Source organism: Bradyrhizobium sp. AZCC 1678 (assembly GCF_036924765.1).
Lineage (GTDB): Bacteria > Pseudomonadota > Alphaproteobacteria > Rhizobiales > Xanthobacteraceae > Bradyrhizobium > Bradyrhizobium algeriense.
In genome coordinates this window covers 4,986,228-5,008,474 of sequence record NZ_JAZHSE010000001.1, presented here as the reverse complement: position 1 = coordinate 5,008,474, position 22,247 = coordinate 4,986,228, and the positions used below count along the sequence as shown (strand labels likewise).

The following is a 22,247-nucleotide window of genomic DNA, read 5'->3' as shown; positions in this document are numbered from 1 at the left end:
CCGCGGAGATATGGGCTGGTCAAGTCGGAATTTGAAGCGAAATGGCAGGCCTCACTGAGGGAACCGCCGGCTCCTGAGATTAATATATCCCGCTGGTTATGCATTGCCGGATGCCATCCGCGCAGCAGAGCATGGTCGTTGGCTCGTTGTCGAAGACGGGCCGCATGACCATGTACGGACAGGGAGGTGAGGCTCATGGAAGATGCCGGCCGTCAGGCTCATTGGGAAAACGTCTACACGACGAAGCGCGAGAACGAGGTCAGCTGGTTTCAGCAAAGCCCGGCGCCTTCGCTCGAATTGATCGTGCAGGCAGGCGCCACCAGCAATTCGGCCATCATCGACATCGGCGGCGGCGCTTCGCGGCTGGTCGACAATCTCATCGAGCAGGGGTTTGAGGATGTCACCGTGCTCGATCTGTCAGGCGCGGCGCTGGCTGCCGCCAAAAGCCGCCTTGAGAGCCGCCTTGAGAGCCGCCTTGGCGCTAGTGCCAATCGGGTTCGCTGGATCGTCGCGGACGCGACAACCTGGGAGCCGGCCAGGCCCTACGATATCTGGCACGACCGGGCGGCGTTTCACTTTCTCACCGACGCGAGCGATCGCGCCGCCTACATCGCCCGCCTCGAACGTGGCCTGAAAGTCGGTGGGCACGCCATCATCGCCACCTTCGCGCTCGACGGCCCCGAAAAATGCAGCGGCTTGCCGGTCGCCCGCTATGACAGCGCAAGTCTCGGGCAGACGCTCGGCAGCATGTTCAAGCTGGTGCATACGCAGCGCCACGAACACGTGACCCCGTGGGATTCCCGGCAGATCTTCCAGTTCAGCGTATTCAGGCGCGAGGACTAACCCGCGCCCGCCGCGCGCGTTAGTGCGCCATGCCGCGTGCCAATTCCTGGCAGGCCTCCATGCAGCGGCGGCAGCTTTCCGCGCAGATGCGGCAATGTTCATGCATGGAAGCGTGCTTCTGGCACTCCTCCGCGCAAAGCCGGCAGGCGGCGGCGCAGACGCTGAGCATGCGGCGCATCACTTCGTCATCGGAACCCGTCCTGCGGGTCATGATGCGGCCGGTGATGTTGCAGATGTCGGCGCAATCCAGATCCAGGCAGATGCACTGGGTCAGCTCCTGCACCATGCGCTCTGACAGGCAGGCGTCGGCACAGGAGGTGCAGGTCTGGGCGCAGGAATAACATTCCTCGATGCAGCGGATCAGAGTGTCGTTGATCTGGCCCTGGACGGCCGGGTGGGTGCCGATCATTTCGCGGGCGTGCATGGTGGTGCTCCTGGCTGGAGGGCAGACCGCCACCGGGCGGCTGTTACCTTAAGTCGCGGCCCAGAAAAATGTTCTGGCTCTCCGGCAATACGAACCTGGCCCTGCCGGGTGCGGATGGATTTGATTCGTCGCAATGCGATCATTCCCGATCGGGATATGTTAACGAAACCCGCGATTTCGTGATGGAACTTTGCTTCCCATCATGGGTCGGGTTGTGCGAAACTGGCCCCGTGAAACGCTCGATCCACCTTTGCCGGCTGCTGGCGGTCCTTGTGATCGTCGGCCTCGTCATCGCCCCGCTCACGGCGCGGGCGAATACGGGCGCGACGGCATCGATGGCGATGACGTCGATGTCCGATGACATGACCGCCATGTCCGACGATATGCCGTGCTGCCCGGACAAATCGTCGCCTATGGATTGCGACCAGTGCCCGTTGATGGCGCTCTGCGTGTCGACGACGTTGCAGGCGCCGCTGCCGGCTGGTGTCGCTGAAATCCAGCCCGTTACGCTTCGGATGCTGCTTCCCGGCAGCGATCCCGACGTGGAAAGCATTGGATACTCACCCCCTCCAAAACCTCCCCGGTCCCTGGTCCTTTCGGCGTAGCTCGCCGGAGTACGCGGCGCTCTTGCGGCGTCCGCGCCCATGCCGCCATCGCGGCTGACCACGAGACCTGAGGATTATCACTATGAAGGCCAATCAGTTTTCGCGCACCCTTTGGGTTGCGCTGACCGGCGCTGTCATGACCTGCGCCGCCTCCGTCGCGCTTGCCGACATCAAGAACTACGAGTTCAGGCTTGTCGAACCGACCGTGAAGGCCGGCCCCGACAAGACCATCACCGTGAAGCTCGTCGACAAGACGACGGGCAAGCCTGTTCCGGACGCGGTCATCTTCGCCACGCGCCTCGACATGGCTCCGGATGCCATGCAGGAGATGGTCACCAAGGTCACCCCGCTCCCGGGATCGGAGCCGGGCACCTACCGATTCAAGGCCACCTTTGGCATGGCTGGCCGGTGGCAATTGTCGCTCGGCGCGAAGGTGCAGGGTGAAACCGGCACGGTCGAAAACAAACTCGTCATCCAGGCCGACCAATGAAACGGTCGATCCTGCTAGTCGTGGCAGCCGCTGCCATTGGGGCTGCGACGGTGGCCGTCATCATCTCGCGTCCGTTCGTCTTGTCGAGTGGAGATACCAAGCACGCCCATGTCATCGCGCAAGCCGAACCGGCTTCCGCTGCGATCTACTACCAGGATCCGGACGGCAAGCCGCTCTATTCGCTGACGCCGAAAAAGACACCTGACGGCCGTGACTACCGCGCCGTCCCCGCGGGGGCCGACATCAGTTTCGACGATCCGGCGGAAGTGGCGGCTGCGCCGCCTGCCGACCGCAAGATCAAATACTACCGCAACCCGATGGGCCTGCCGGATGTTTCGCCGACGCCGAAGAAGGACTCGATGGGGATGGATTACATCCCCGTCTACGAGGGCGACGACAGCGACGACGGATCGGTCAAGGTCTCGCCCGGAAAGATCCAGCGCACCGGCGTCAAGTCGGAGCCGGCCGCCCTCCGACCGATCCGGACGGTGGTGCGCGCACCAGGCACGATTCAGCTAGACGAGCGCCGAGTCTCAGTCATCGCGATGCGCGCGGAAACCTACCTGCAATCGGTCGCCGACGTCACGACCGGCACCTTCGTCAAGAAGGGACAGGCTTTGATGCAGGTCTACAGTCCTGCAGTTTCCAGTGCGGCCGCCGAGTATGTGACGACAATAACGTCCAGGACTACCGCGGGCGAGCCCTCCTACGGACGCGGCTCGCGGCAGCGGTTGATGAACCTCGACGTGCCCGACGCGGTGATCACCGCGATCGAACGGACGCGGGTCGTTCCCGTGACCGTCGAGTGGTCGGCCCCGCGCGATGGCATCGTACTGGAACGCAACGCGGTCCAGGGCATGAGAGCTCAACCGGGCGACGTGCTCTTCCGCGTCGCCGACACCTCGGTTGTCTGGGCATTGATCGACGTGGCCGAGCGCGACCTCGGCTCGCTTGCGGTCGGACAGCCCGTAACCGTCCGGGCGCGCAGCTTCCCGACGCGGGACTTCTCCGGAAAAATCGCGGTCGTCTACCCCCAGGTCAACCGCGAGACACGGACAGCCCGCGTTCGGATCGAACTCGACAATTCAGATCTGGCGTTACTGCCGGACATGTACGTCGATGCCGACATCGAGATTGGCGGCTCGGAGCCCGTTCTGGCGGTTCCCGACAGTTCGGTGCTCGATACGGGCTCTCGGCAGGTCGTTCTGGTCGATAAGGGCGAGGGCCGGTTCGAACCCCGTGACGTCAAGATCGGCCGCCGGGGCGGCGGACTAATCGAAATCCGCAGCGGGGTGAAGGACGGAGAGCCCGTCGTCGTTGCCGCCAATTTTCTGATTGATGCGGAGAGTAACCTGAAGGCGGCTCTCAAGGGCTTTGCCGAGGGAGCGCAGCAATGATTGCCCGCTTGATCGCTTGGTCGGCCCGTAACCTGCTGCTGGTGCTGTTCGGCACCGGCTTCGCTGCCGCGGCTGGCCTCTATGCACTCATCCATCTGCCCCTGGACGCCATTCCCGATCTCTCCGACACGCAGGTCATCGTTTACACGGAGTATCCCGGTCAGGCGCCGCAGGTCATCGAGGACCAGGTCACCTATCCCTTGACGACGGCGATGCTGACGGTACCGAAATCGAAAGTCGTTCGCGGTTTCTCGTTCTTCGGCGTCTCGTTCGTCTACGTCATCTTCGAGGACGGTACCGACATTTATTGGGCGCGCTCGCGCGTGCTCGAATTCCTGAACGCCGCGACCTCGCGTATTCCCGCCGGCGTGACGCCGACCATCGGCCCGGATGCGACCGGCGTCGGCTGGGTTTACCAATACGCTATCATGTCGAAAGAGCTGAACCTTTCCGACACGCGCGCCATCCAGGACTGGAATCTGAAGTTCGCGCTCGCCAAGGCCGAAGGTGTCGCGGAAGTGGCGAGCGTCGGCGGCTTCGTCAAGCAGTACAACGTGATCCTCGATCCGCAGCGCATGCGCGACCGCGGCATCACCATGCAGAAGATGCGCGAGGCGATCCGTGCCAGCAACGCCGACGTCGGCGGCCGCACCGTAGAACTATCCGAATTCGAATACGTGATCCGCGGCAAGGGCTACCTGAAGGGCATCAACGACCTCGGCAACGTCGTTCTGAAGGTGAGCAATGGCACGCCCGTACTGCTGCGCGACGTCGCCCGGGTCGAGCTCGGCCCCGACGAGCGGCGCGGCATCACCGAACTGAACGGAGAGGGCGAGGTCGCCAGCGGCATCGTGCTGCAGCGCTTTGGCGTCAACGCGCTCGACGTCATCGAGAACGTCAAGAAGCGTTTCAAGGAAATTGCCAGCAGCCTGCCGAAATCGGTCGAGATCGTGCCGGTCTACGACCGCTCGAACCTGATCTACGCGGCCATCGACACGCTCAAGCACACGCTGTTCGAGGAGAGTGTCGTGGTTGCGCTGGTGTGCATCGTGTTCCTGCTGCACGTCCGCAGCGCGCTGGTCGCCATCCTGATGCTGCCGGTCGGCGTGCTGATGGCGTTCGGTGCGATGCAGCTGCTCGGCATAGGCTCCAACATCATGAGCCTCGGCGGGATTGCAATCGCGATCGGCGCGATGGTGGATGCGGCGATCGTCATGATCGAGAATGCCCACAAGCATCTCGAACGGGCGGAGCCTGGACAGTCGCGGATCGCGATTCTGATCGAGGCGGCAGCCCAGGTCGGCCCGGCACTGTTCTTCAGCCTGCTGATCATCACCGTATCGTTCATGCCGATCTTCACGCTGGAGGGGCAGGAGGGCCGGCTATTTAGCCCGCTCGCCTTCACCAAGACGTTCGCGATGGCGGCGGCGGCGCTGTTGTCCGTCACGCTGGTGCCGGCACTGATGGTTGTGTTCGTGCGTGGAAAGATCGTTCCGGAGCACAAGAACCCGATCAACCGTTTCCTGATCTGGATCTACCGGCCGGTCATCAAGGCGGTGATGCGCGCCAAAATATTGGTGATCCTGATCGCGCTCGCCGTTCTGGCCGTGACGGTGTGGCCAGCTCGGCAGCTCGGCACCGAGTTCATGCCCAATTTGAACGAGGGCACGCTGCTCTACATGCCGACAACATTGCCGGGCATCTCTGTCACCAAGTCCGCTGAACTGATGCAGACACAGGATCGGATCATCCGGTCTTTTCCGGAAGTCGAATCCGTCTACGGCAAGGCAGGCCGCGCCGCGACCGCAACCGATCCGGCGCCGTCAGAAATGTACGAGACCGTCGTCAATCTCAAGCCAAAGCAGGAGTGGCGGGCCGGCGTGACGATCGACAGCCTGATCGCGGAGATGGACAAGGCGCTACAGTTTCCCGGCGTCTCCAACGCCTGGACCATGCCGATCAAGGCTCGCATCGACATGCTGTCGACCGGCATCCGCACCCCGGTCGGGGTCAAGGTGATCGGCACCGATCTGGTCGAGATCGACAAGCTCGCCAAGCAAATCGAGCAGGTTCTGAAGGCGGTCCCGGGCACCTCGTCCGCCTACGCCGAGCGCGGCATCGGCGGCTATTATCTGGAGATCACGCCGGACCGCGAAGCGATGGCGCGCTACGGCATCATGGTCCAGGACGTCCAGGACACCATTGCAACGGCGCTTGGCGGGCAGACGGTCACGACGACAGTCGAGGGACGCCAGCGCTTCTCCGTCAACATGCGCTACCCCCGGGATTTGCGCGACAATCCAAAGGCGATTGCAAGCGACGTGCTGGTGCCGATGCCGGCCGGCGGCGCTGTTCCGCTCGGCGAAGTCGCAAAGATCGCTCCCGCGCGCGGGCCGTCCTCGATCCGCACCGAGAACGGCCAGTTGGCGACCTACATCTATGTCGACATCCGCGACCGCGACCTCGGCGGCTATGTCGCCGAGGCGCAGCGCGCCGTGCAAGCCAGCATCCAGTTTCCGCCTGGATATTACGTGATGTGGAGCGGCCAGTACGAATACCTCGAGCGCGCCACCGCAAGGCTCAGAATCGTCGTTCCCGCAACACTGCTGATCATCTTCCTGCTGTTGTATCTCAACTTCCGGTCCGTCACAGAAACGATGATCGTGATGCTGTCGCTGCCGTTCGCACTGGTCGGCGGGCTCTGGCTGATGTGGTGGCTCGGCTTCAATCTTTCGGTTGCGGTCGCGGTCGGCTTCATCGCGCTCGCGGGCGTTGCTGCCGAGACCGGCGTGGTAATGCTGATCTACCTGAACCAGGCGCTCGCCGAGATCAGGGCCCGCCGCGACGCCGAAAACCGGCCGCTGACGAAGCGCGATCTCTACGACGCCATCATGGAGGGCGCGGTGGAGCGCGTGCGGCCGAAGATGATGACGGTGGTGGCCATCATGGCCGGGCTGCTCCCGATCATGTGGAGCAGCGGCACCGGCTCCGAGATCATGCAGCGCATCGCCGTGCCGATGATAGGCGGCATGATTTCCTCGACCTTGCTGACGCTGATCGTGATCCCGGCGATCTTCGGCCTGGTGAAGGGATTTGGGCTGAAGACCGACGACGATTCCGCTGCAGGGGCTTCGCATTCGACGGCGCCCTCCAGCCGGCGGAAGAAAGGCATTCTGGAGCCGGTCCAATGAGGAGCACGGGAATTTTTCGGAGCAGATGGAAGCGAGGAGGTTGGCAATGAACAGATTCTTTGTGATCGCGCTTTCGATGGTCGCATGGTTGTCTTCCGCTGTTGCCGAGCCGGGCGACGCCGCGCGGGGCCTGCGGGGTTTCCGCATTTGCGCGCCATGCCATTCGCTTGAGGCGGACCGAAACATGACGGGGCCCAGTCTTGCCGGTCTGTGGGAACGGAGGGCCGGATCGTTACCGAGCTTCGAACGCTATTCCGATGCTCTCAAATCGTCCGGCATCATATGGGACGACCGTTCGCTGGACGCCTGGTTGACCGATCCCGATCGCATGGTACCGGACAATGAAATGCCGTTTAACGGCATCAGGGACCCGCAGCACCGCGCAGACCTGCTTGCCTTTCTGAAGGAAGCAACCAAGCCTGGAGCCGCGCCGCAAATGCGCGCTCAAGGACCGATGGAAGGCATGGGCGGGATGATGGGCGGCGGCCGCGTTCCCAACCTGAAAAGTCTGGAATCGAACATGCAGGTGAAGACGATCACCTACTGTCACGACACCTATCGGGTGACCACGACTGATGGCAAGACGCGCGCCTTTTGGGAGCGCAATCTGCGCCTGAAGACCGATTCCGGAAAGGATGGTCCGCAAAGCGGCGCACCAGCCCTCGTGCCCGCGGGAATGATGGGTGACCGGGCAGACGTGATTTTTGCCGCGCCGGAAGAAATCAGCAAGGCGATCGAGGCGCGATGCTGAAGGGAGCGGCACCATGGCAGTTCGCGCAGACGTGGGTCGGGTCCGGATGCTCGCCATGCCATCCTCGATTTTTTTTTGTCGTCGTGGCAGTAGACTGTAACCAAACCAGTCGGGCCAGCGAACTCACGAGATAGCAGGCATGACGACCCTCGAAATCGAACTCAAGGCCCTGATGCTTGCGAGCCTGGACGGTAACGCGGCGTCGTACCGCTCGTTGCTCGATCAGTTGAGCCGCCGCTTGCGCGCCTATTACAAGACTAAGTTCGCAGCGCTCGGCAGAGGTACGTCGGAGGCTGAAGATCTGGTTCAAGAAGCTGTATTGGCAATCCATATCAAGCGGCATACCTACGACCCGGGAGAGCCATTGACGCCCTGGGTGCACGCCATCGCGCGCTACAAATTGATCGATTTTCTGCGTCGCAACCGTGCTTCGCTCGCCGACGTGACGATCGACGAAGCCGATGAGATCATGGCGGATGACGACCATACGGGCGCCGAAAGCACATATGATATCAGACGACTGCTGCAACGGCTGCCGGAAGGCATGCAATGTTCGATCCAGGCTGTGAAGCTTGACGGACTGAGCGTAGCTGAAGCCGCGAGAAGATGCGGCCTTTCCGAGTCGGGCGTAAAGGTAAACGTCCCCCGTGGGCTCAAGGCGCTGACTGCGCTGATTGCCCGGGAAACGCGAACATGAAGACGGATGAACTCGTTGCGCTCCTGAGTACTAACCTTGAGCCGGTCGACCGCAATTCGGTCGTGCGCACGCTTTATGTGGCAATTGCTGCGGGGTCTATTGTGGCGTTCGGCGTCGCCGTTGTTGGCTTAGGCTTCCGGGCCGACCTGATGACAGCCCGTGCACTGATGTTTCTCGCCATAAAGCTTGCCTTTGCAATCGGGATCGTCGGCCTCGCGCTGCTTTACCTGAGGAGACTGGCACGGCCGGGTGGGGAGCGGAAAATCTCCTCCGCCTTGCTTGTCGCTGTGCCGTTTCTCATCATTATGGTTCTTGCCGCCATCAGCCTTGGATCCGCACCCCGGTCGCATTGGGAAAGCATGATCGTCGGCGATGAATGGTTGGAATGCCTTCTCTCTATTCCGATCATTGCGATTGTCCCCTTCGCCGTTTCAATTTGGGCCGTGCGAAAAGGTGCTCCCACCAATCTTTCGCGAGCCGGCGCGTTCCCAGGCCTCATCGCGGGAGGCGTCAGCGCAATGGCTTATGCACTCCATTGTACGGACGATTCGCTGCCGTTTATTGCCGTCTGGTACGGCGGAACGATTGTGCTGTGCACTCTAGCAGGTGCCTTGCTCGGGCCGCGCCTTCTACGCTGGTGACCGTCGCAGTTCAGATCGCGTTTGTGATTGACCTCATGCCCATTAGCCAGGCCGTGGCACCGAGATAGAGTCCGACGCCGAACCACGTATGTACGGAAATATTGAGGATACGAACGGCTGTGGGCTTTGGCATACGCGCCGCCATGAAACCGAGACCGAGGGCTGGCTGCATGACAAACCAGGGCGCAACGAGAACGACCAATCCGAACGCCACTGCCGAAAGGAGACTTGGTTCCGAGCCGAGGCCCGATCTCAAGATCACAAGATAGAGTGCCGCATAGGCGATCCCTACCGCATAGTGGAATGTCCAGCCGGTCGCGAGCTCGCCGCGGACCGCCGGAGTTGCTGTGATCGGGCGATGAACGAATACCCCGCGCGGGAATCCGGCCACCCAGCGTCCGACCAATCCCCAATTTGCCGGCGGGATGCCAACAACGGCCTGGAGCAGGCGAAGCCAGAGGTCCGCCACTAGTGTCGCAATGCTGCCCACCACAATGCTCTCGATTGCCAATGCAGCATAGGAATTCGGTAGACCCATCATTGTCGCCTCCGAGACTGACGTGCATGGTCAACTCTCGTGGTAGCGGCCGGGACAGTGCGCCGGAGCGCCTCAGGCAAGCCGGTACTCCACGATGAGCAGTTAAGTAGCTTGGCGGCGCTCTCGCGTGATCGCAAACCACAAGAAAGCGAGTCCGAGGAGGACGAACAGGGGCTCAAGGACGAGGTCCATTTGTGTATTCGTCAGGTGATGGAGGCCAAAGATCCAGTGGACCCAGACGATATCGAAGCTCAAGACGAAGCCGGTGCCCGCGAGCACGCCCAAGAAGAAGGAAGCCGAGGTCGCTCGCTTGGTCCAAAGCAGAAACCCAATGAGCACGGCAACCGCGACAGTGAGCACTGCGAGTTGTCCGGCCGACGTAGTGACCGGATACAACGTAAACGCAAGCACCAAATCGGGTTGCGTGTCGTTGATTTGATCAAGTCCAGCGGAGGAGGACAAGCAGAGTCCGAAGGACGAGGTCCACCATTTGTGTACTTGCGCGGTCAGTCCCGCACCGGCCAGCAGACCCAGAAGGAACGTGCCGGACGAGACTCGCTTGCTCGACAGCGTCTGAACGGCGGTGATCGCGACAGCGGCAATGCGTCGTGCGGCGTCAATCGCGAACATGTCGTTCACCCCCCGGCGCGATGAGTGTTGATCCCGAACGTCTAGGCCGCCTGACAAATCAGGAGCGCAGATATTTGATCGACGCCGCGATCCCAAGCAAGGCGAAGACGAAAATGGCGAGGTGATAAACCCCCATTGCCACCAACGCGCCGGAGCCCATCGTGGTCATGTCCATGGTCATGAATTGTCTCCAACATCTGCAAATCGAAGATAGCGAAGGATAGCCAGGATGAAGCGGCCGCGACTCTATTGAATCTAACGGGCGGCGGCGGGACACGGCTTGAAAAGGCGATGAAATTGTTGTGAGAATCGAATGAGAGCCTTGGGAGGATCGATACCGGCAGTGCAGGTCATTCGATTCATTCGGGACGCAAACGGAGCCCGGATCGCCTATGCCACGGTCGGCGAAGGCCGGCTCATCCTCTGCCCCGCGTGGTGGGTCAGTCACGTCGAGCGGGATTGGGAGCATCCGGGATTTCGGCGCTTCTTCGGTCGCCTGGCGGAGGGCTTTCGCGTCGTCCGCTACGACCGACCGGGCACCGGTCTGAGCGATCGCGACGTTCCACCGCGAACGCAAGCGGACGAAGTGCAACTGCTCGCAACACTCGCCGATGAACTCGGCGACAGCCAGTTCTCATTGTTCGCGGTGTCTTGCGCGGGACCGGTTGCGCTCACGTATGCGGCTGCGCACCAGGAACGCGTCCGCCGCTTGTGTTTCTATGGCTCGTATGCGAGGGGGGCCGATATCGCGACGCCGGATCTGCGGGATGCGATCACCGATCTTGTGAGTGCGCATTGGGGCCTTGGATCGGTCGCGCTTACAGCGCTATTCCTTCCCGGCGCCTCGATACAGGATTCGGAAAATTTCTCCCGAAACCAGCAGGACTGGGCGAATGCACCGCAGGCAGCGCAATTGCTGCGCCTGAGCTGTGAGATGAATGTCGCGGCAGATGTCCTTTCACGCGTCCAGGCCGAGGCGCTGGTCATACACCGGCGCAAGGACCGCGCGATCCCCCTTGAAGCTGGCCAAAAGCTCGCTGCCGAATTACCTCGCGCGCGGCTCATAACACTGGACGGCGACATACACCTGCCATGGATCGATGGCGACGCGATTGCCGACGCGGTCCATTCGTTCCTTGCCGGCGATGAGGTACGCGCGGCTGCCTCAGCACCGTTATCTGGATGCCGGCTCGACGAGGCCAATCGTGAGATCGTCCTGGACGGTCAACGTCGCCCAACGACGCGGCTGGAGTACGCTGTGATACTCACCCTGATCCAGGCAAGTGGACGCGTCATCACCCGAGACGAGATGCTTGCCGAAATCTGGAACACCCCCTTCGCGGGCTCGAACAAGGTGGACGCCGTAGTCGGATCACTGCGGAAGAAGCTCGGCCCCTTCGCAGCTTCCATCGAAACCGTGACGGGCCATGGTTACCGCTTCCGAGGATGGAAGAAGGCCATCAACGACGTGCATTGATCGTTCGGTTGACTTCGGGAGTGGGCCAGATTGCGCAATTGTGTTTCGCACCTTCGCGGGCGCAGCATTGAGCCCAAGACTTGTTGCGGCGATGGCGGTTTTCACGTCGGCGTGAGCTTGTAACCGACTGGCATTTAGCTCCGAACTCATGATTAGAGGCGCACATGACGGCGCTTCCAATCATGGAGCCGGAACATGTCAACCAAACATCTTCTCACGATGTCCCTCTTGTTGCCGCTCGTGGCGGTCTCCGCGACTGCACAGGCGGGCTCGACCATTACCGACAAGAGCTATTGGCCGAATGAGGCCAGGCGGAGCACGCCGATCGGTGCTGTCTCGCAAACTGGTCCGTATTCAGCGTTCGCCTATGATCGAGCGGCATCACGTTTGGCGCCCGCCACCGCCGGCGGCGGATCGGGGTTCCGCTACCAGGGCGGGCCGAAGGGGCGTTGATACTCACGGGCGCTATATCGCCGTCGAAGGTCGTCGGCCGAGATGCATGGGCCGCGCGATCTGGAGCAAGAGGGGTTGCGGTAGATCGTCTACTCCCGCAACCCGTCACATTCCCTTTCATCGCAGCAGAGGCGTTCCAATGACCTTAAGTCGGGACAACGACACCCCTATGGGCGGGACCTCACTGATCACCACTTTGGGCAGTTATTTCGTCCGCTATCGGATGGCGCTGTATCTTGTCTTTGCAGCGGCGGTTTCCTTGAGTGTCGTCTGGAATTGGAATTGGCTAACAGGCGCCGAGATATTTCGCATCATGGCGTCGCTGCCGTGCACGTTCATGATGCTCATGTGCATGAAGCGAGTGAGTTGCAGGCAGCCTCAGGTGGCAGTTGATCCGCGGGGCGACGGAGTGAGCCAATGATGGACAATATGATGCCAGGAATGATGTGGGGTATGGGGTTTGTCTGGTTGTTGGTCGTGATCGTCTTGATCCTCGCGGCCGCGGCACTGATCAAGTACCTTCGCACCGGGAGCAAGGAGCCACCAGCGCGTTAGCGTAAACGTGCGCTATCCCCGCGACCTGCGTATCATGGCCGGACTGCTGCGTGGCGTGAAGCTACGGTAACCGCAGGGCAGATCATCCAGGACCTCGACGGCAGGTTGCGCCCGGGCCAGGACTGGCGGCTGGAAGTAACTGACGAATTCGCAAATCCGCTCTACGTCGTCCACATCGTCGCCGACCGGGTCAGATAAAGCCGCGGTCCCGGCCACAAGGCCGGGCCGGGACCGGTAGACGGTTCGTCGGCCTATTTGGGGGTACGCAAAGCCGGCGATGAGAGCCAGCGGTCAATGACGGCCGCGGCTTCGTTTGCAACCGCCACCTCCATGAGACGCTCTCGCTCGCGGCCCGGCGGCAGGCGAGCTGCCTTTTCGCGGGCGTGAACGGCAATTTGGTTGAGCCGTTCCTGGAGCGGAAGCGCCGGGCGGCTGCGATTGCGCTTTTTCTTCATAGTGGACCTCCTTGCTGGCCTGATCCTTTCATTTTGCGGCAGGCGCATCCTTAACCTTTGTTGGGAACAGGCCTCGGGTCCGCGTGTTTCATTCAGGTCAACAAGTCATCGAACGGAAGGGGACGCGGCTTTGGAGCGGGAGCTGGTGTTGGCGGCTATGTTGCGGCGGCTCAACACCGTTACAGGATTGGATGAGGCGGACATTGCTGCCATCCGCGCGTTGCCGATCATCGTGCGGCAATGGGAGGCTGGACGTCCCGTCGTATCCGACGGCGATCGTCCGACGGAATGCAGTCTCGTGATCGAGGGATTCTGCGTGCGCGCCAAGACGACCTTCAGCGGTCAGCGGCAAATTCTTTCAATTCATATCCCCGGTGATATCCCGGATCTCCAGAGTCTGCATCTACACAGGATGGATCACGATCTCATCCCGGTGGTCCCGTCCACGCTTGGCATGATCAGTCACGCCTCGTTGCGTGCCTTGACGCGCACCCGGCCGAACGTCGCCGAAAAGTTCTGGCGCGACACGCTGATCGATGCGGCGATATTCCGGCAATGGATCGTCAATGTCGGCCAGCGGCCAGCGGATAGCCGGCTCGCTCACGTCGTTATGGAGCTTCGCTACCGCCTTGCCGTCGTCGACCGTACGGCGGGTGAAACATTTGAAATGCCGCTTACGCAGGAACAGATTGCAGAGGCGCTGGGGATCACGCCGGTCCACGCCAATCGCGTCATCAGGCAACTGCGCGAGGCGAAAATCGTCGATATCAGCCGGGGGCGCGTGGTGGTGCTGAACGAAGCGAAACTTGCGCAATTGGCGCAGTTCGACGACCGTTATCTTCATCAAAGTCCAACGCTCTGAAGCCGCGTCTCGAGCGGAAACCTTGGAAAGGTTTGAGGGTGCCGGCCGCCGACTGCGCGTGGATCAATGGCGATGTGCGCGAATTTGTCGATCCCGTGGAACGATTCTTTCTCGGGAAAATTATGCAATTGTCCAAGGGATGGACACATTAAACTCAAGCGGCTGCCGATGCGGTCCCGCCCGTAAGGCTCATTGGCAGCCGTTGTTTGTCGCCACCGCCATGAAGAATTTCGCCAACGCGTCCTTCCCGCCCGAGGTGATCTCGGTGATGGAGGAGGCGCTTGATGCGGCGGTGGCTTCGCTTCCCGAGCCCGTCCATTCCACGCACGTTCAATGTATCGCCGAGGCGATCCTGCGCGCAGCCGACAAGGGCGAGCGCGACCCGCAAATCCTGCAAAGGTTGGCATTGCTGGAACTGCAGATCGTTCGGCGCTAGGCGCGCGGCCAGGCTAGCCGGCCGGCTAAGTTTCCGTTCGGGCCCTTGCGCTACGCCGCGCGCACCTGACTGAGAAACGCGTCGACCTGCTCGCGCAATTGCTGCGATTGCCGCGACAGATTGCTTGCGGCGGTCTCGACCTGGTTTGCCGCGATGCCGGTAGCTGCGGCGCCCTCGGTCACGCCGCCGACATTGGCGGATACTTCCTGGGTGCCGGCCGCGGCCTGCTGCACATTGCGCGCAATCTCCTGCGTCGCTGCGCCCTGCTGCTCGATGGCGGACGCAATAGTCGTTGCGATCTCGCTGATTTCGCCGATGGTTTTGCCGATCGCCTCGATCGAGACGACGGATTTCTGCGTGGCGCCCTGAATCGCGGTGATCTGGGAGGCTATTTCCTCGGTGGCCTTCGACGTCTGCTCGGCCAGGTTCTTCACCTCGGCCGCGACCACGGCAAAGCCCCTGCCGCTGTCGCCGGCACGCGCTGCTTCGATGGTTGCGTTGAGCGCCAGCAGGTTGGTCTGCGAAGCGATGTTGTTGATCAGCTTGACGATATCGCCGATCCGCTGGGCCATGGCTGCGAGACCCTGAATCTCGGTGTTGGTCCCCTGCGCTTCCTGCACGGCCTTTGCCGCGATCGCCGCCGATTGGGTGACCTGCCGGCTGATCTCGGTGACGGATGCGGACAATTCTTCCGTGGCGGTCGCCACGGTCTGGACGTTACTCGACGTTTCCTGCGCGCCCGACGCCACGGCGGACGCCTTGTTGGTATTCTCGGTCGCGACGGCCGCCATCTTTTCGGCGGTGGCGCGCATCTCGACAATCGATGTGGCGACGGCATCGAGCACGTGGGTGGCATTCTGGTCGAAGCCCTGCGTCAGCGTCTCCATCATCTGCTGGCGATGCTCCTTCTTCTGCTGTTCCGCTTGCTGTTCGACAGCGAGATCGTTCGCTCTGATGGCGTTGTCGCGAAAAACCGCGACTGACCGCGCCATCTCGCCGACCTCGTCGGCCCGCGCGAGCGCCGGAATGTCGATCGACATGTCGCCGCCGGCGAGGCGTTGCATGGCAGCCGTCATGGCCGTCACGGGGCGGATGACGCGGCGAGACAGAATCCAGATCGACGCCATGCTGACACCGATACCGAGCAACATGACGAGGGCGACCAGAACGAGCTGCGCCCGTGCCGCTGCAGCCTTGGCCGCCGCGTGGACGTTGGTGACTTCGACCGCGGCATCCTTGATACGAACGATGAATTCCAGCGCAGGGTTCGACGCGTCGTACCATTGCTGAACCGTCATCGGATAGCTGCCGCCGGCCGCGCCGGCCTTGTAGATCGTATCGGTTTGCACTTTGAAATTGCCGAGGAAGTTTTGCTCGGCGGCGGCAACCGCGGATGTCAGCGGCGGCGCCGCACCGGCGGTTAGATCGCGTATCGTCTGCCAGTTCGATTGCACATGCCCCCGCCAGCCGGCGATGTCGCGCTGCTGCTCGGTCGATAGCGCGCGGCTCGCCGAGATGTTGCCGGCATGAACGGCGCGTTCGCGGCCGGCATATTCGCGCATCAGGAACGCGCCCTGCTTGATCATCGTCAGCTCGCCGACGATGGCGTCTTCCTTGCTGATCTCGCGCGAGGCTGTGGTCCAGAGCGATTGAACCCGCGTCAGGAGATCCGAGACCGCCGGGTACCACGATTTCAGCAGTTCGGCATCGCGCTGCTCCTTCGGAGACTGAAGGGCGGAATCCGCGCTGCGGCGGAGCTGCTTTACGCGCTCATAGGCCTGTTCGAGTTCGGCAATCAGCTTCTTGCCTTCCGGCGTCGCGGTGGCGGCAATCTGCCGGAGCGCCGGAGCCAGCACGGCATCGCCCTGCGAACGGCGCTTCTGGATCAACTCGCGCGTCTCCGCGTTTGTCGGGGCAGGGGCCTGCAGGGCGGTATTGGTCTGGCCGCGTTCGAGCTGAATGTTCTCCAGTCCCTTGAGCAGTTGATCGGCGTTTGCATTCACCTCGGCAACGCGGACGGCGGCAGCGTAGCTGCGCCAGGCGTCTGTGCCGGCAATGGCGCAGGAGATCAGGACCAGTGCCGCGAGCACTCCGACGATGAGGGCGAGGGTGGTCTTGACGGTGAGGGCGCCCGAACGGGTCTCGCGCTTCGAATGCATGGGGAATACCTTCCGGTGGCGGGCCCCTGATCACGGCCTCTTCGCTACTACCAGCCGGCCGTTACCAACCCGCTAACCGTGGCGCCAAGCTGTAGTGCCAAGGTTCTGTTTTCAAAGCCCTTTCGACATTTTCTGATATTTGTTCGCACAAGCCGCGTCCCTAAAGTTGCAGACGCAGACGAGATCGCTGGCATGGGCGTGGGGGCGATCATCTCAGCTTCGCACGATCGAGTTGGCGCGGCCGATCAGCCGCGCCAGTTGCTCGAAGCGGCTGCCGACGCGATCGGCGACGAGAGACCATGCGGTGCTGGAACACCAGCATCAGCTTGCGGCCGCGGGGATCGGAAGAGCGTGGGCTCCGAACCAAAACTTGTGACGCCGTTCACCATCGCCCCGAAAAGGATCAGATAAGCTTGGGTTACCCGGAGCTGCTGCGTCGGGCGTACGTGTCCGTTGATCCATTTTCGATCCTGTTTGACACACTCCCTTCCAGGAGGAAGACGATGGCAGATCTTGCAAGAAGTCATGCCGTGGTCATTGGCGCCGGCATGGCCGGCCTTACGGCCGCTCAGGCGATCTCGGGGCATTTCGGGAAAGTCACGATCATCGAGCGGGACGTGCTTCCCGCCGGGGCCGCGCCCCGAAACGGCACGCCGCAGGCCCAGCATGCCCATATACTGCTCGCAGGCGGGCTGAAGGCGCTGCAGACCTTGTTTCCGGGATTTGAGAACGATCTGGCGGAAGCGGGCGCGGTGAAGATCCGCACGGGTAAGGATATAAGGTTTGAGCGTCCCGGGTTTGATCCTTTCCCGATTCGCGATCTCGGCATCGACACTTTCTGCATGTCGCGCCCGCTGCTCGAAGCCGTTACGCGACGACGCGTTCAGCAGACGGCCAACATCAACATTTGCGTGCGCTCTCGCGTGACGGGGCTCGTCCCGTCCCGTGACGCAACGCGGATCGAGGCGGTCCGTTACGATAGCGAAGATGGGCCTGCCGTTACCTTGGGAGCCGACCTGGTTGTCGAAGCTTCCGGCCGCTGCGGCCTGACGCTGAAGCTGCTCGAAGAGCTTTCTCTGCCGAAGCCCGAAGAAACCGAGATCGGCATTGATCAGGCTTACGCGAGCACCATTGTCGAGCGGCCAATCGATCACAATGCTGACTGGCTCGGCAATATCATCCTGCCGTCAGCACCCGCCAGCAGCCGCGGAGCGTTCCTGTTTCCGATCGAGAAGCAGCGGTGGCTGCTTTCCGTCGGAGCCAATCATGGCGATGCGCCTCCGGGCGACCGCGCAGGATTCATGGATTTCGTCAGGAGCCTGCGCACCCCGACCATCTATGACGCGGTCAGGGATGCGCGGCCGCTGACTGATATCGTCCGCTACCAGCTGCCTTGCAGCACGCGGCGGCATTTCGAGCGCCTTGAGGCGTTCCCGGCAGGGCTGCTCGTGATCGGCGATGCCCTCTGCCGCTTTAATCCAGTGTTCGGCCAGGGCATGAGTGTGGCGGCACAGGAGGCCGTGATCCTGGAGCAGTTGCTGGCGGAAGGTGTTCCCAAGGAGCGGCTGGCGCGAGACTTCTTTGCTGCCATCCAGGACACCATCGCAACGCCGTGGGGCGTTGCCGTCTCCGATTTCGTCTACCCCGCCACGCGCGGCGTTCGGCCCGCCGACCTCGCGCAGCGCTTGCAATACGGTATGGCCTTGACCAGGCTCGCCGCTGCGGATCCCGAGGTTCACCGGTTGACCGTGGAAGTCTCGCAACTGCTCAAGCCGCAGGCCGCGCTGCGCGAGCCGGCGCTCGTGGCGCGCGTGATGTCGCTGATGTGAGCGGCAAATGCGGGGAGGCCGCGGTGGACTTTGTTACCGTCGTTGCCGCTCGGCTCGAAAAGTGACAAGGTTGCGCCCGAAGGAAATGAGCCATGGGCTTCTACAACGACATTATCCTTCCAAGGGTTTGCGATCTCGCGATGCGCAACGCTCAACTTCGTCCCTATCGCGAGCGGGTGATCGGCGCGGCGGAAGGGCTGGTCATCGAGATCGGGGTCGGCTCGGGTCGGAATTTGCCTCTCTATCGGTCCCCGGTGAAGGAGGTACTGGCGCTGGAGCCATCTCCCCAGCTCACGGCGATGGCCCGTGGTGCTCTGCATCCGGGCATGCCGGTCCGCTTCATCGAAGCGTCGGCAGAAGCCATTCCACTCGACGATCAAAGCGTCGATACCGTCGTGACCACCTGGACCTTGTGCAGCATTCCAGATGCCGCCATGGCGCTCACCGAAATGCGGCGCGTGCTTCGGCCGAGTGGCAAGCTCTTGTTCGTGGAGCATGGCATGGCGCCGGACAGGAATGTGCGGCGATGGCAGGACTGGCTGACGCCTGCCTGGAAACGCATCAGTGGCGGCTGTCATCTCAATCGACCCATCAGCACGATGATCGAAAGTGCGGGCTTCAGGATTGATCGGGTGGAGACCGGCTATATGCCCGGACCCAAGGCGATGACGTTCATGTACGAGGGCAGCGCGCGACCAAACTAGCGGCATAGCGGACATGGCCCGACTTGCTGCTGGCTTGACCCGGTCGCGAATGACCCTAACGGCCCGGTCGCCCGTCAGCCATTTCGCAGGGAAATTCGTCTCATTGGCAAGTAAGCCCGCTCCGGCGGGTCGCTCTGGCTGAAGCACCTCATCCGCGGTAGGATTGTTCGCGGGCGGAAACCCGATGGCTCGCCTGCACGCTGTTAAAGGGAGGTACAACGAACACTAGAGGGAGGTAAAAACCAATGAAAATCAGTTCGCTTACGAGGACGGCTCTGGTCGCGGCAGTCTCTGCCACATTGGCGTTCGCCGTCACGGCGCATGCCCAGCAGCCTCGAATCCTCAAGATCCAGTCGGCGGTGCCCGCGTCGACCACCACACAGGACGCGTTGAAGTTCTTCGCCGAGCGGGTCGACAAGCTGACCGGCGGCAACCTCAAGATCGACGCGCTGCCAGGCGGCGCGGTCGTGCCGCCTTTCGAGATCCTGGATGCCACGCACAAGAAGGTGATCGATGGTGCTTACGGCATCTCCTATTGGTGGGTCGGCAAGAACAATGCTGCAACGCTGTTCGCGAACACTCCGGCCGGCATTGCCGGCATGGATGCAATCGACTTCATCGGCTGGGTCTACGACGGGGGCGGCCTCGAGCTGTGGAACGAGTTCTATCAGAAGGAGCTGAAGCTCAATCTGGTCGCATTCCCGAGCATCCCGCCCAGTCCGCAGGCGCTCGGCTGGTTCAAGCGGCCAATCAAGGACCTCCCCGACTTCAAGGGCATGAAGTGCCGCCAGACCGGTATCGTCTCCCAGCTCTATGCCAAGATGGGCATGGCTGTCGTCAATATGCCGGGGGGTGAGATTCTGCCTGCTGCCGAGCGTGGCACTATCGATTGTGCGGAATGGGTTGGTGGAGTCGAGGACCTGCGCCTCGGCTTGCATACGGTTTGGAAGTACCATTACACGCCCGGCATGCACGAGAGCGCCTCGGTCGCCGAACTCGCGATCAACAAAGATGTCTGGGACAGCCTGCCGGATCAGAACAAGGAAGCGATCAAGTCGGCCTCATCGGAGACCTTCCTGCGCTGGTGGGCGACGTTTCAGAGGATGAACGCGGAGGCCATCCAGGAGTTTACGACCAAGCACGGCGTGAAGCTCCTGACGACGCCGCCGGAGGTCAACGCGGCGTTCCTGAAAACGTGGGACGAGTTCGCCGCCGCGGAATCCGCGAAGAATCCATTCTTCAAGAAGGTCTACGAGTCCCAGCGGGCCTATGCCTCAAAGGTGGTGCCGGCCAAGCGCTTCATGTTTCCGCCCTACGCATTGCAGGCCGACCACTATTGGCCCGCGAAAACGCAATGATATGGCGTTGACGGATATTTCGGGACAAGAGGATAGATGGAAGGGCGGCCCTAGCCGCCCTTCTTGCTCTGGAGGTTCGGTCAAGCGAAGCGTGCCCCCAACACGAGCCAGTGTGGCTTCCCGATTTGTGTTGGGGGTCATCGCCGACGCTCGACCAACTACAAGCAAGCCTTCCAGCTCCTCGCCGCGGGCCCTGAGCGAGGAAAAGCAGATCCTACCTCAACAGGCTCGGCGGCCACAGAGCGATCTGCGGGAACAACAGCAGCAGGATCAGGACGATTACCTGGATTACCATGTAGTCGGCCATGCCCTTGTAGATCGTCGCCAGACTCCACTGCGGAACGACATTGCGCAGGTAGTAGGCTGACATGGCAACAGGCGGGCTCAAGAACGCAGTCTGAATGTTCACGGCGGTCAGGGCCCCGAACCAGAGCAGCAAGTCGAGCTTGTTCAGGCCGAACTGGAGCTTTTCCACCACCGGCAGAACGATCGGCATAAAGACCAGGATGATCACAGGCCACTCGAATGGCCATCCCAGCACGAAAAAGATGAACATGATCAGCGCCAGCTTCCACCCGTCTCCCAGAGGAATGGCCAATAGCGAGTTTGTGATCAAATTCGCCGAGCCAAGCTTCGTGAAGACGGCGCCGAACACCGTCGAGGCCACGGCCAGAAACAGCACCATGGCCGAGGTCACCATGGTGTTAGTACCCGCGTTGATGATCGACCTCATGCTGAGTCGACCGTAGAGCAGCGCCAGCAAGGCGGCACCGAAGGCGCCACACGAGGCGGCCTCGGTCGGCGTCGCCAAGCCACCGACGATGGTTCCCAAGGTAAAGCCGATCAGCGCACTCAGCGGCGCTATACCGAGGACGATGGCGCGGAAATAGGCGCTTCGGACATAGGGAAACGTCGTCAACAACGCCAGTACCAATGCCACGGCCGAAACACCCGATGGACCAATGCTGACGCGAAGACGCGGGGCATCTGCTCGACCCAGCATCCAGTCCAGGAGCAAATAGGTGATCGCCACCAGGCAGACGAGACCCAATCCCACGACAGGCGCGCCGACCTTTTCCGTGGTCATCTGGTCGTGAGCGGATCGGCGTTCCTCCATCGTCATTGGTGGACCGAGCTTCGGATTGATGAAACTACGGGTGAGCGTGTAGGCGACATAACAGCCGGCGAGCAGGAAGCCGGGACCGAACGCTGCCGAATAGAGCAGATTGACCGGCACGCCCATGGTCGGGCCCATTACCACCAACATCACGCTGGGTGGGATCAGAATGCCAAGCGTACCTCCGGCGGCGATAGCACCGGACGATAGTCGGGCATCATAGCCGGCCTTGATCATCATCGGGGCGGCCATGACGCCGAGCACGGTCACGGCGGCGCCGACGATGCCTGTCGCCATGGCGAAGATCGTCGCCGTCAGGATCACCGCCAGATAAAGCGAGCCGCGCACCGACGCGAGAAGGCTGCGCAGCGCTCCGAAGAGCCGCTCCATGAGCCCGGCCTGCTCGGTCATATAGCCCATGAAGATGAACAGCGGCACGGCAGGAAAGATCTCGTCCTTCATCGTGCCCCAGATCTGCAGATAGGCCAGATTGAACGTCTGCTCCCACCCCAGCCCGAGCCCACCGAAGACGAGGGCGAGAAATAGCAGCGTGAAGGAGATCGGGAAACCGATGAAGATGACCGCGACCATGCCGACGAGCATGATGAGTCCGAGGGTCTCGGTAAAGCTCATGC

The 22,247-nt window shown here is 61.9% G+C and carries 22 protein-coding genes and 1 pseudogene; 16 read left to right on the top strand and 7 right to left on the bottom strand.

From position 1 onward, the window contains the following. Nucleotides 1-195 precede the first annotated feature (195 nt). Nucleotides 196-843 (top strand): class I SAM-dependent methyltransferase, encoded by a 648-nt coding sequence (locus V1294_RS23805; RefSeq protein WP_334500527.1) that lies wholly within the window; start codon nt 196-198, stop codon nt 841-843. Nucleotides 844-862: 19 nt separating this feature from the next. On the opposite strand, the gene V1294_RS23800 is transcribed toward V1294_RS23805, so the two are convergent. Next, nucleotides 863-1,267, bottom strand: coding sequence for a four-helix bundle copper-binding protein (locus V1294_RS23800; protein WP_334500525.1), 405 nt, complete (start codon nt 1,265-1,267; stop codon nt 863-865). 230 nt (nt 1,268-1,497) lie between these two features. On the opposite strand from V1294_RS23800, the gene V1294_RS23795 reads away from it, so the two are divergent. The 7 genes from V1294_RS23795 to V1294_RS23765 all read left to right on the top strand — a co-directional run bounded on the left by V1294_RS23795 (nt 1,498) and on the right by V1294_RS23765 (nt 9,039). Next, a complete protein-coding gene (locus V1294_RS23795) occupies nt 1,498-1,872 on the top strand; it encodes a hypothetical protein (RefSeq protein WP_334500523.1) in 375 nt (124 codons plus the stop codon). A gap of 136 nt (nt 1,873-2,008) precedes the next feature. Beyond that, nucleotides 2,009-2,362: a FixH family protein gene (locus V1294_RS23790; protein WP_334504787.1), complete on the top strand. Its 354-nt coding sequence runs from the start codon at nt 2,009-2,011 to the stop codon at nt 2,360-2,362. Next, on the top strand, nt 2,359-3,759 hold the full coding sequence (locus tag V1294_RS23785; protein WP_334500522.1) for an efflux RND transporter periplasmic adaptor subunit: 1,401 nt from the start codon (nt 2,359-2,361) through the stop codon (nt 3,757-3,759). Before V1294_RS23790 ends, V1294_RS23785 begins: the two co-directional genes overlap by 4 nt. Further along, nucleotides 3,756-6,950, top strand: a complete 3,195-nt coding sequence (locus V1294_RS23780) for an efflux RND transporter permease subunit (RefSeq protein WP_334500521.1) — start codon at nt 3,756-3,758, stop codon at nt 6,948-6,950. Before V1294_RS23785 ends, V1294_RS23780 begins: the two co-directional genes overlap by 4 nt. 46 nt (nt 6,951-6,996) lie before the next feature. Beyond that, entirely contained in the window at nt 6,997-7,701 is a 705-nt protein-coding gene (locus V1294_RS23775; RefSeq protein WP_334500519.1) for a c-type cytochrome, read from the top strand. A gap of 139 nt (nt 7,702-7,840) precedes the next feature. Beyond that, the gene (locus V1294_RS23770; RefSeq protein ID WP_334500517.1) at nt 7,841-8,398 is read left to right on the top strand and encodes a sigma-70 family RNA polymerase sigma factor; all 558 of its coding nucleotides are present in this window, start codon (nt 7,841-7,843) and stop codon (nt 8,396-8,398) included. Then, nucleotides 8,395-9,039 (top strand): DUF1109 domain-containing protein, encoded by a 645-nt coding sequence (locus V1294_RS23765; RefSeq protein WP_334500515.1) that lies wholly within the window; start codon nt 8,395-8,397, stop codon nt 9,037-9,039. The genes V1294_RS23770 and V1294_RS23765 overlap by 4 nt, the downstream gene beginning before the upstream one ends. Before the next feature lie 10 nt (nt 9,040-9,049). On the opposite strand, the gene V1294_RS23760 is transcribed toward V1294_RS23765, so the two are convergent. The 3 genes from V1294_RS23760 to V1294_RS23750 form a co-directional block, all read right to left on the bottom strand. Beyond that, the gene (locus tag V1294_RS23760) at nt 9,050-9,580 is read right to left on the bottom strand and encodes a DUF2938 family protein (RefSeq protein ID WP_334500512.1); all 531 of its coding nucleotides are present in this window, start codon (nt 9,578-9,580) and stop codon (nt 9,050-9,052) included. A 99-nt stretch (nt 9,581-9,679) separates the two neighbouring features. Next, nucleotides 9,680-10,207 carry a hypothetical protein gene (locus tag V1294_RS23755; RefSeq protein ID WP_334480175.1) on the bottom strand — a complete coding sequence of 176 codons (528 nt, stop codon included), beginning with the start codon at nt 10,205-10,207 and terminating at the stop codon, nt 9,680-9,682. Nucleotides 10,208-10,265: 58 nt separating this feature from the next. Further along, entirely contained in the window at nt 10,266-10,388 is a 123-nt protein-coding gene (locus V1294_RS23750) for a hypothetical protein (RefSeq protein WP_334480177.1), read from the bottom strand. Between the two features lie 162 nt (nt 10,389-10,550). Between V1294_RS23750 and V1294_RS23745 the strand changes: the two genes are divergently transcribed. The 3 genes and pseudogenes from V1294_RS23745 to V1294_RS38090 form a co-directional block, all read left to right on the top strand. Then, on the top strand, nt 10,551-11,684 hold the full coding sequence (locus V1294_RS23745) for an alpha/beta fold hydrolase (protein WP_334500510.1): 1,134 nt from the start codon (nt 10,551-10,553) through the stop codon (nt 11,682-11,684). A 195-nt stretch (nt 11,685-11,879) separates the two neighbouring features. Next, a complete protein-coding gene (locus V1294_RS23740) occupies nt 11,880-12,137 on the top strand; it encodes a hypothetical protein (protein ID WP_334480181.1) in 258 nt (85 codons plus the stop codon). Between the two features lie 606 nt (nt 12,138-12,743). After that, nucleotides 12,744-12,890: pseudogene (locus V1294_RS38090) on the top strand (DUF6894 family protein); the annotation flags it as partial. 53 nt (nt 12,891-12,943) lie between these two features. Here V1294_RS38090 and V1294_RS23735 read toward each other — a convergent pair. Then, nucleotides 12,944-13,147 (bottom strand): hypothetical protein, encoded by a 204-nt coding sequence (locus V1294_RS23735; RefSeq protein ID WP_334480185.1) that lies wholly within the window; start codon nt 13,145-13,147, stop codon nt 12,944-12,946. A gap of 130 nt (nt 13,148-13,277) precedes the next feature. On the opposite strand from V1294_RS23735, the gene V1294_RS23730 reads away from it, so the two are divergent. Together V1294_RS23730 and V1294_RS23725 are read left to right on the top strand one after the other, a co-directional pair. Next, on the top strand, nt 13,278-14,009 hold the full coding sequence (locus tag V1294_RS23730) for a Crp/Fnr family transcriptional regulator (RefSeq protein ID WP_334480187.1): 732 nt from the start codon (nt 13,278-13,280) through the stop codon (nt 14,007-14,009). A 220-nt stretch (nt 14,010-14,229) separates the two neighbouring features. Continuing rightward, nucleotides 14,230-14,445 (top strand): hypothetical protein, encoded by a 216-nt coding sequence (locus tag V1294_RS23725; protein ID WP_334480189.1) that lies wholly within the window; start codon nt 14,230-14,232, stop codon nt 14,443-14,445. A 50-nt stretch (nt 14,446-14,495) separates the two neighbouring features. On the opposite strand, the gene V1294_RS23720 is transcribed toward V1294_RS23725, so the two are convergent. Beyond that, a complete protein-coding gene (locus V1294_RS23720; protein WP_334500508.1) occupies nt 14,496-16,604 on the bottom strand; it encodes a methyl-accepting chemotaxis protein in 2,109 nt (702 codons plus the stop codon). A gap of 503 nt (nt 16,605-17,107) precedes the next feature. Between V1294_RS23720 and V1294_RS23715 the strand changes: the two genes are divergently transcribed. The 3 genes from V1294_RS23715 (at nt 17,108) to V1294_RS23705 (ending at nt 20,495) form a co-directional block, all read left to right on the top strand. Beyond that, nucleotides 17,108-18,433: an NAD(P)/FAD-dependent oxidoreductase gene (locus tag V1294_RS23715; protein WP_334500506.1), complete on the top strand. Its 1,326-nt coding sequence runs from the start codon at nt 17,108-17,110 to the stop codon at nt 18,431-18,433. 92 nt (nt 18,434-18,525) lie between these two features. After that, the gene (locus tag V1294_RS23710) at nt 18,526-19,137 is read left to right on the top strand and encodes a class I SAM-dependent methyltransferase (RefSeq protein ID WP_334480194.1); all 612 of its coding nucleotides are present in this window, start codon (nt 18,526-18,528) and stop codon (nt 19,135-19,137) included. A gap of 245 nt (nt 19,138-19,382) precedes the next feature. Beyond that, nucleotides 19,383-20,495: a TRAP transporter substrate-binding protein gene (locus V1294_RS23705; RefSeq protein WP_334500503.1), complete on the top strand. Its 1,113-nt coding sequence runs from the start codon at nt 19,383-19,385 to the stop codon at nt 20,493-20,495. Nucleotides 20,496-20,709: 214 nt separating this feature from the next. Here the strand turns inward: V1294_RS23705 and V1294_RS23700 are convergent, their stop codons facing one another. After that, complete coding sequence (locus tag V1294_RS23700) at nt 20,710-22,245, bottom strand: TRAP transporter large permease (RefSeq protein WP_334480196.1); 1,536 nt, start codon at nt 22,243-22,245, stop codon at nt 20,710-20,712. Between the last annotated feature and the right edge of the window lie 2 nt (nt 22,246-22,247).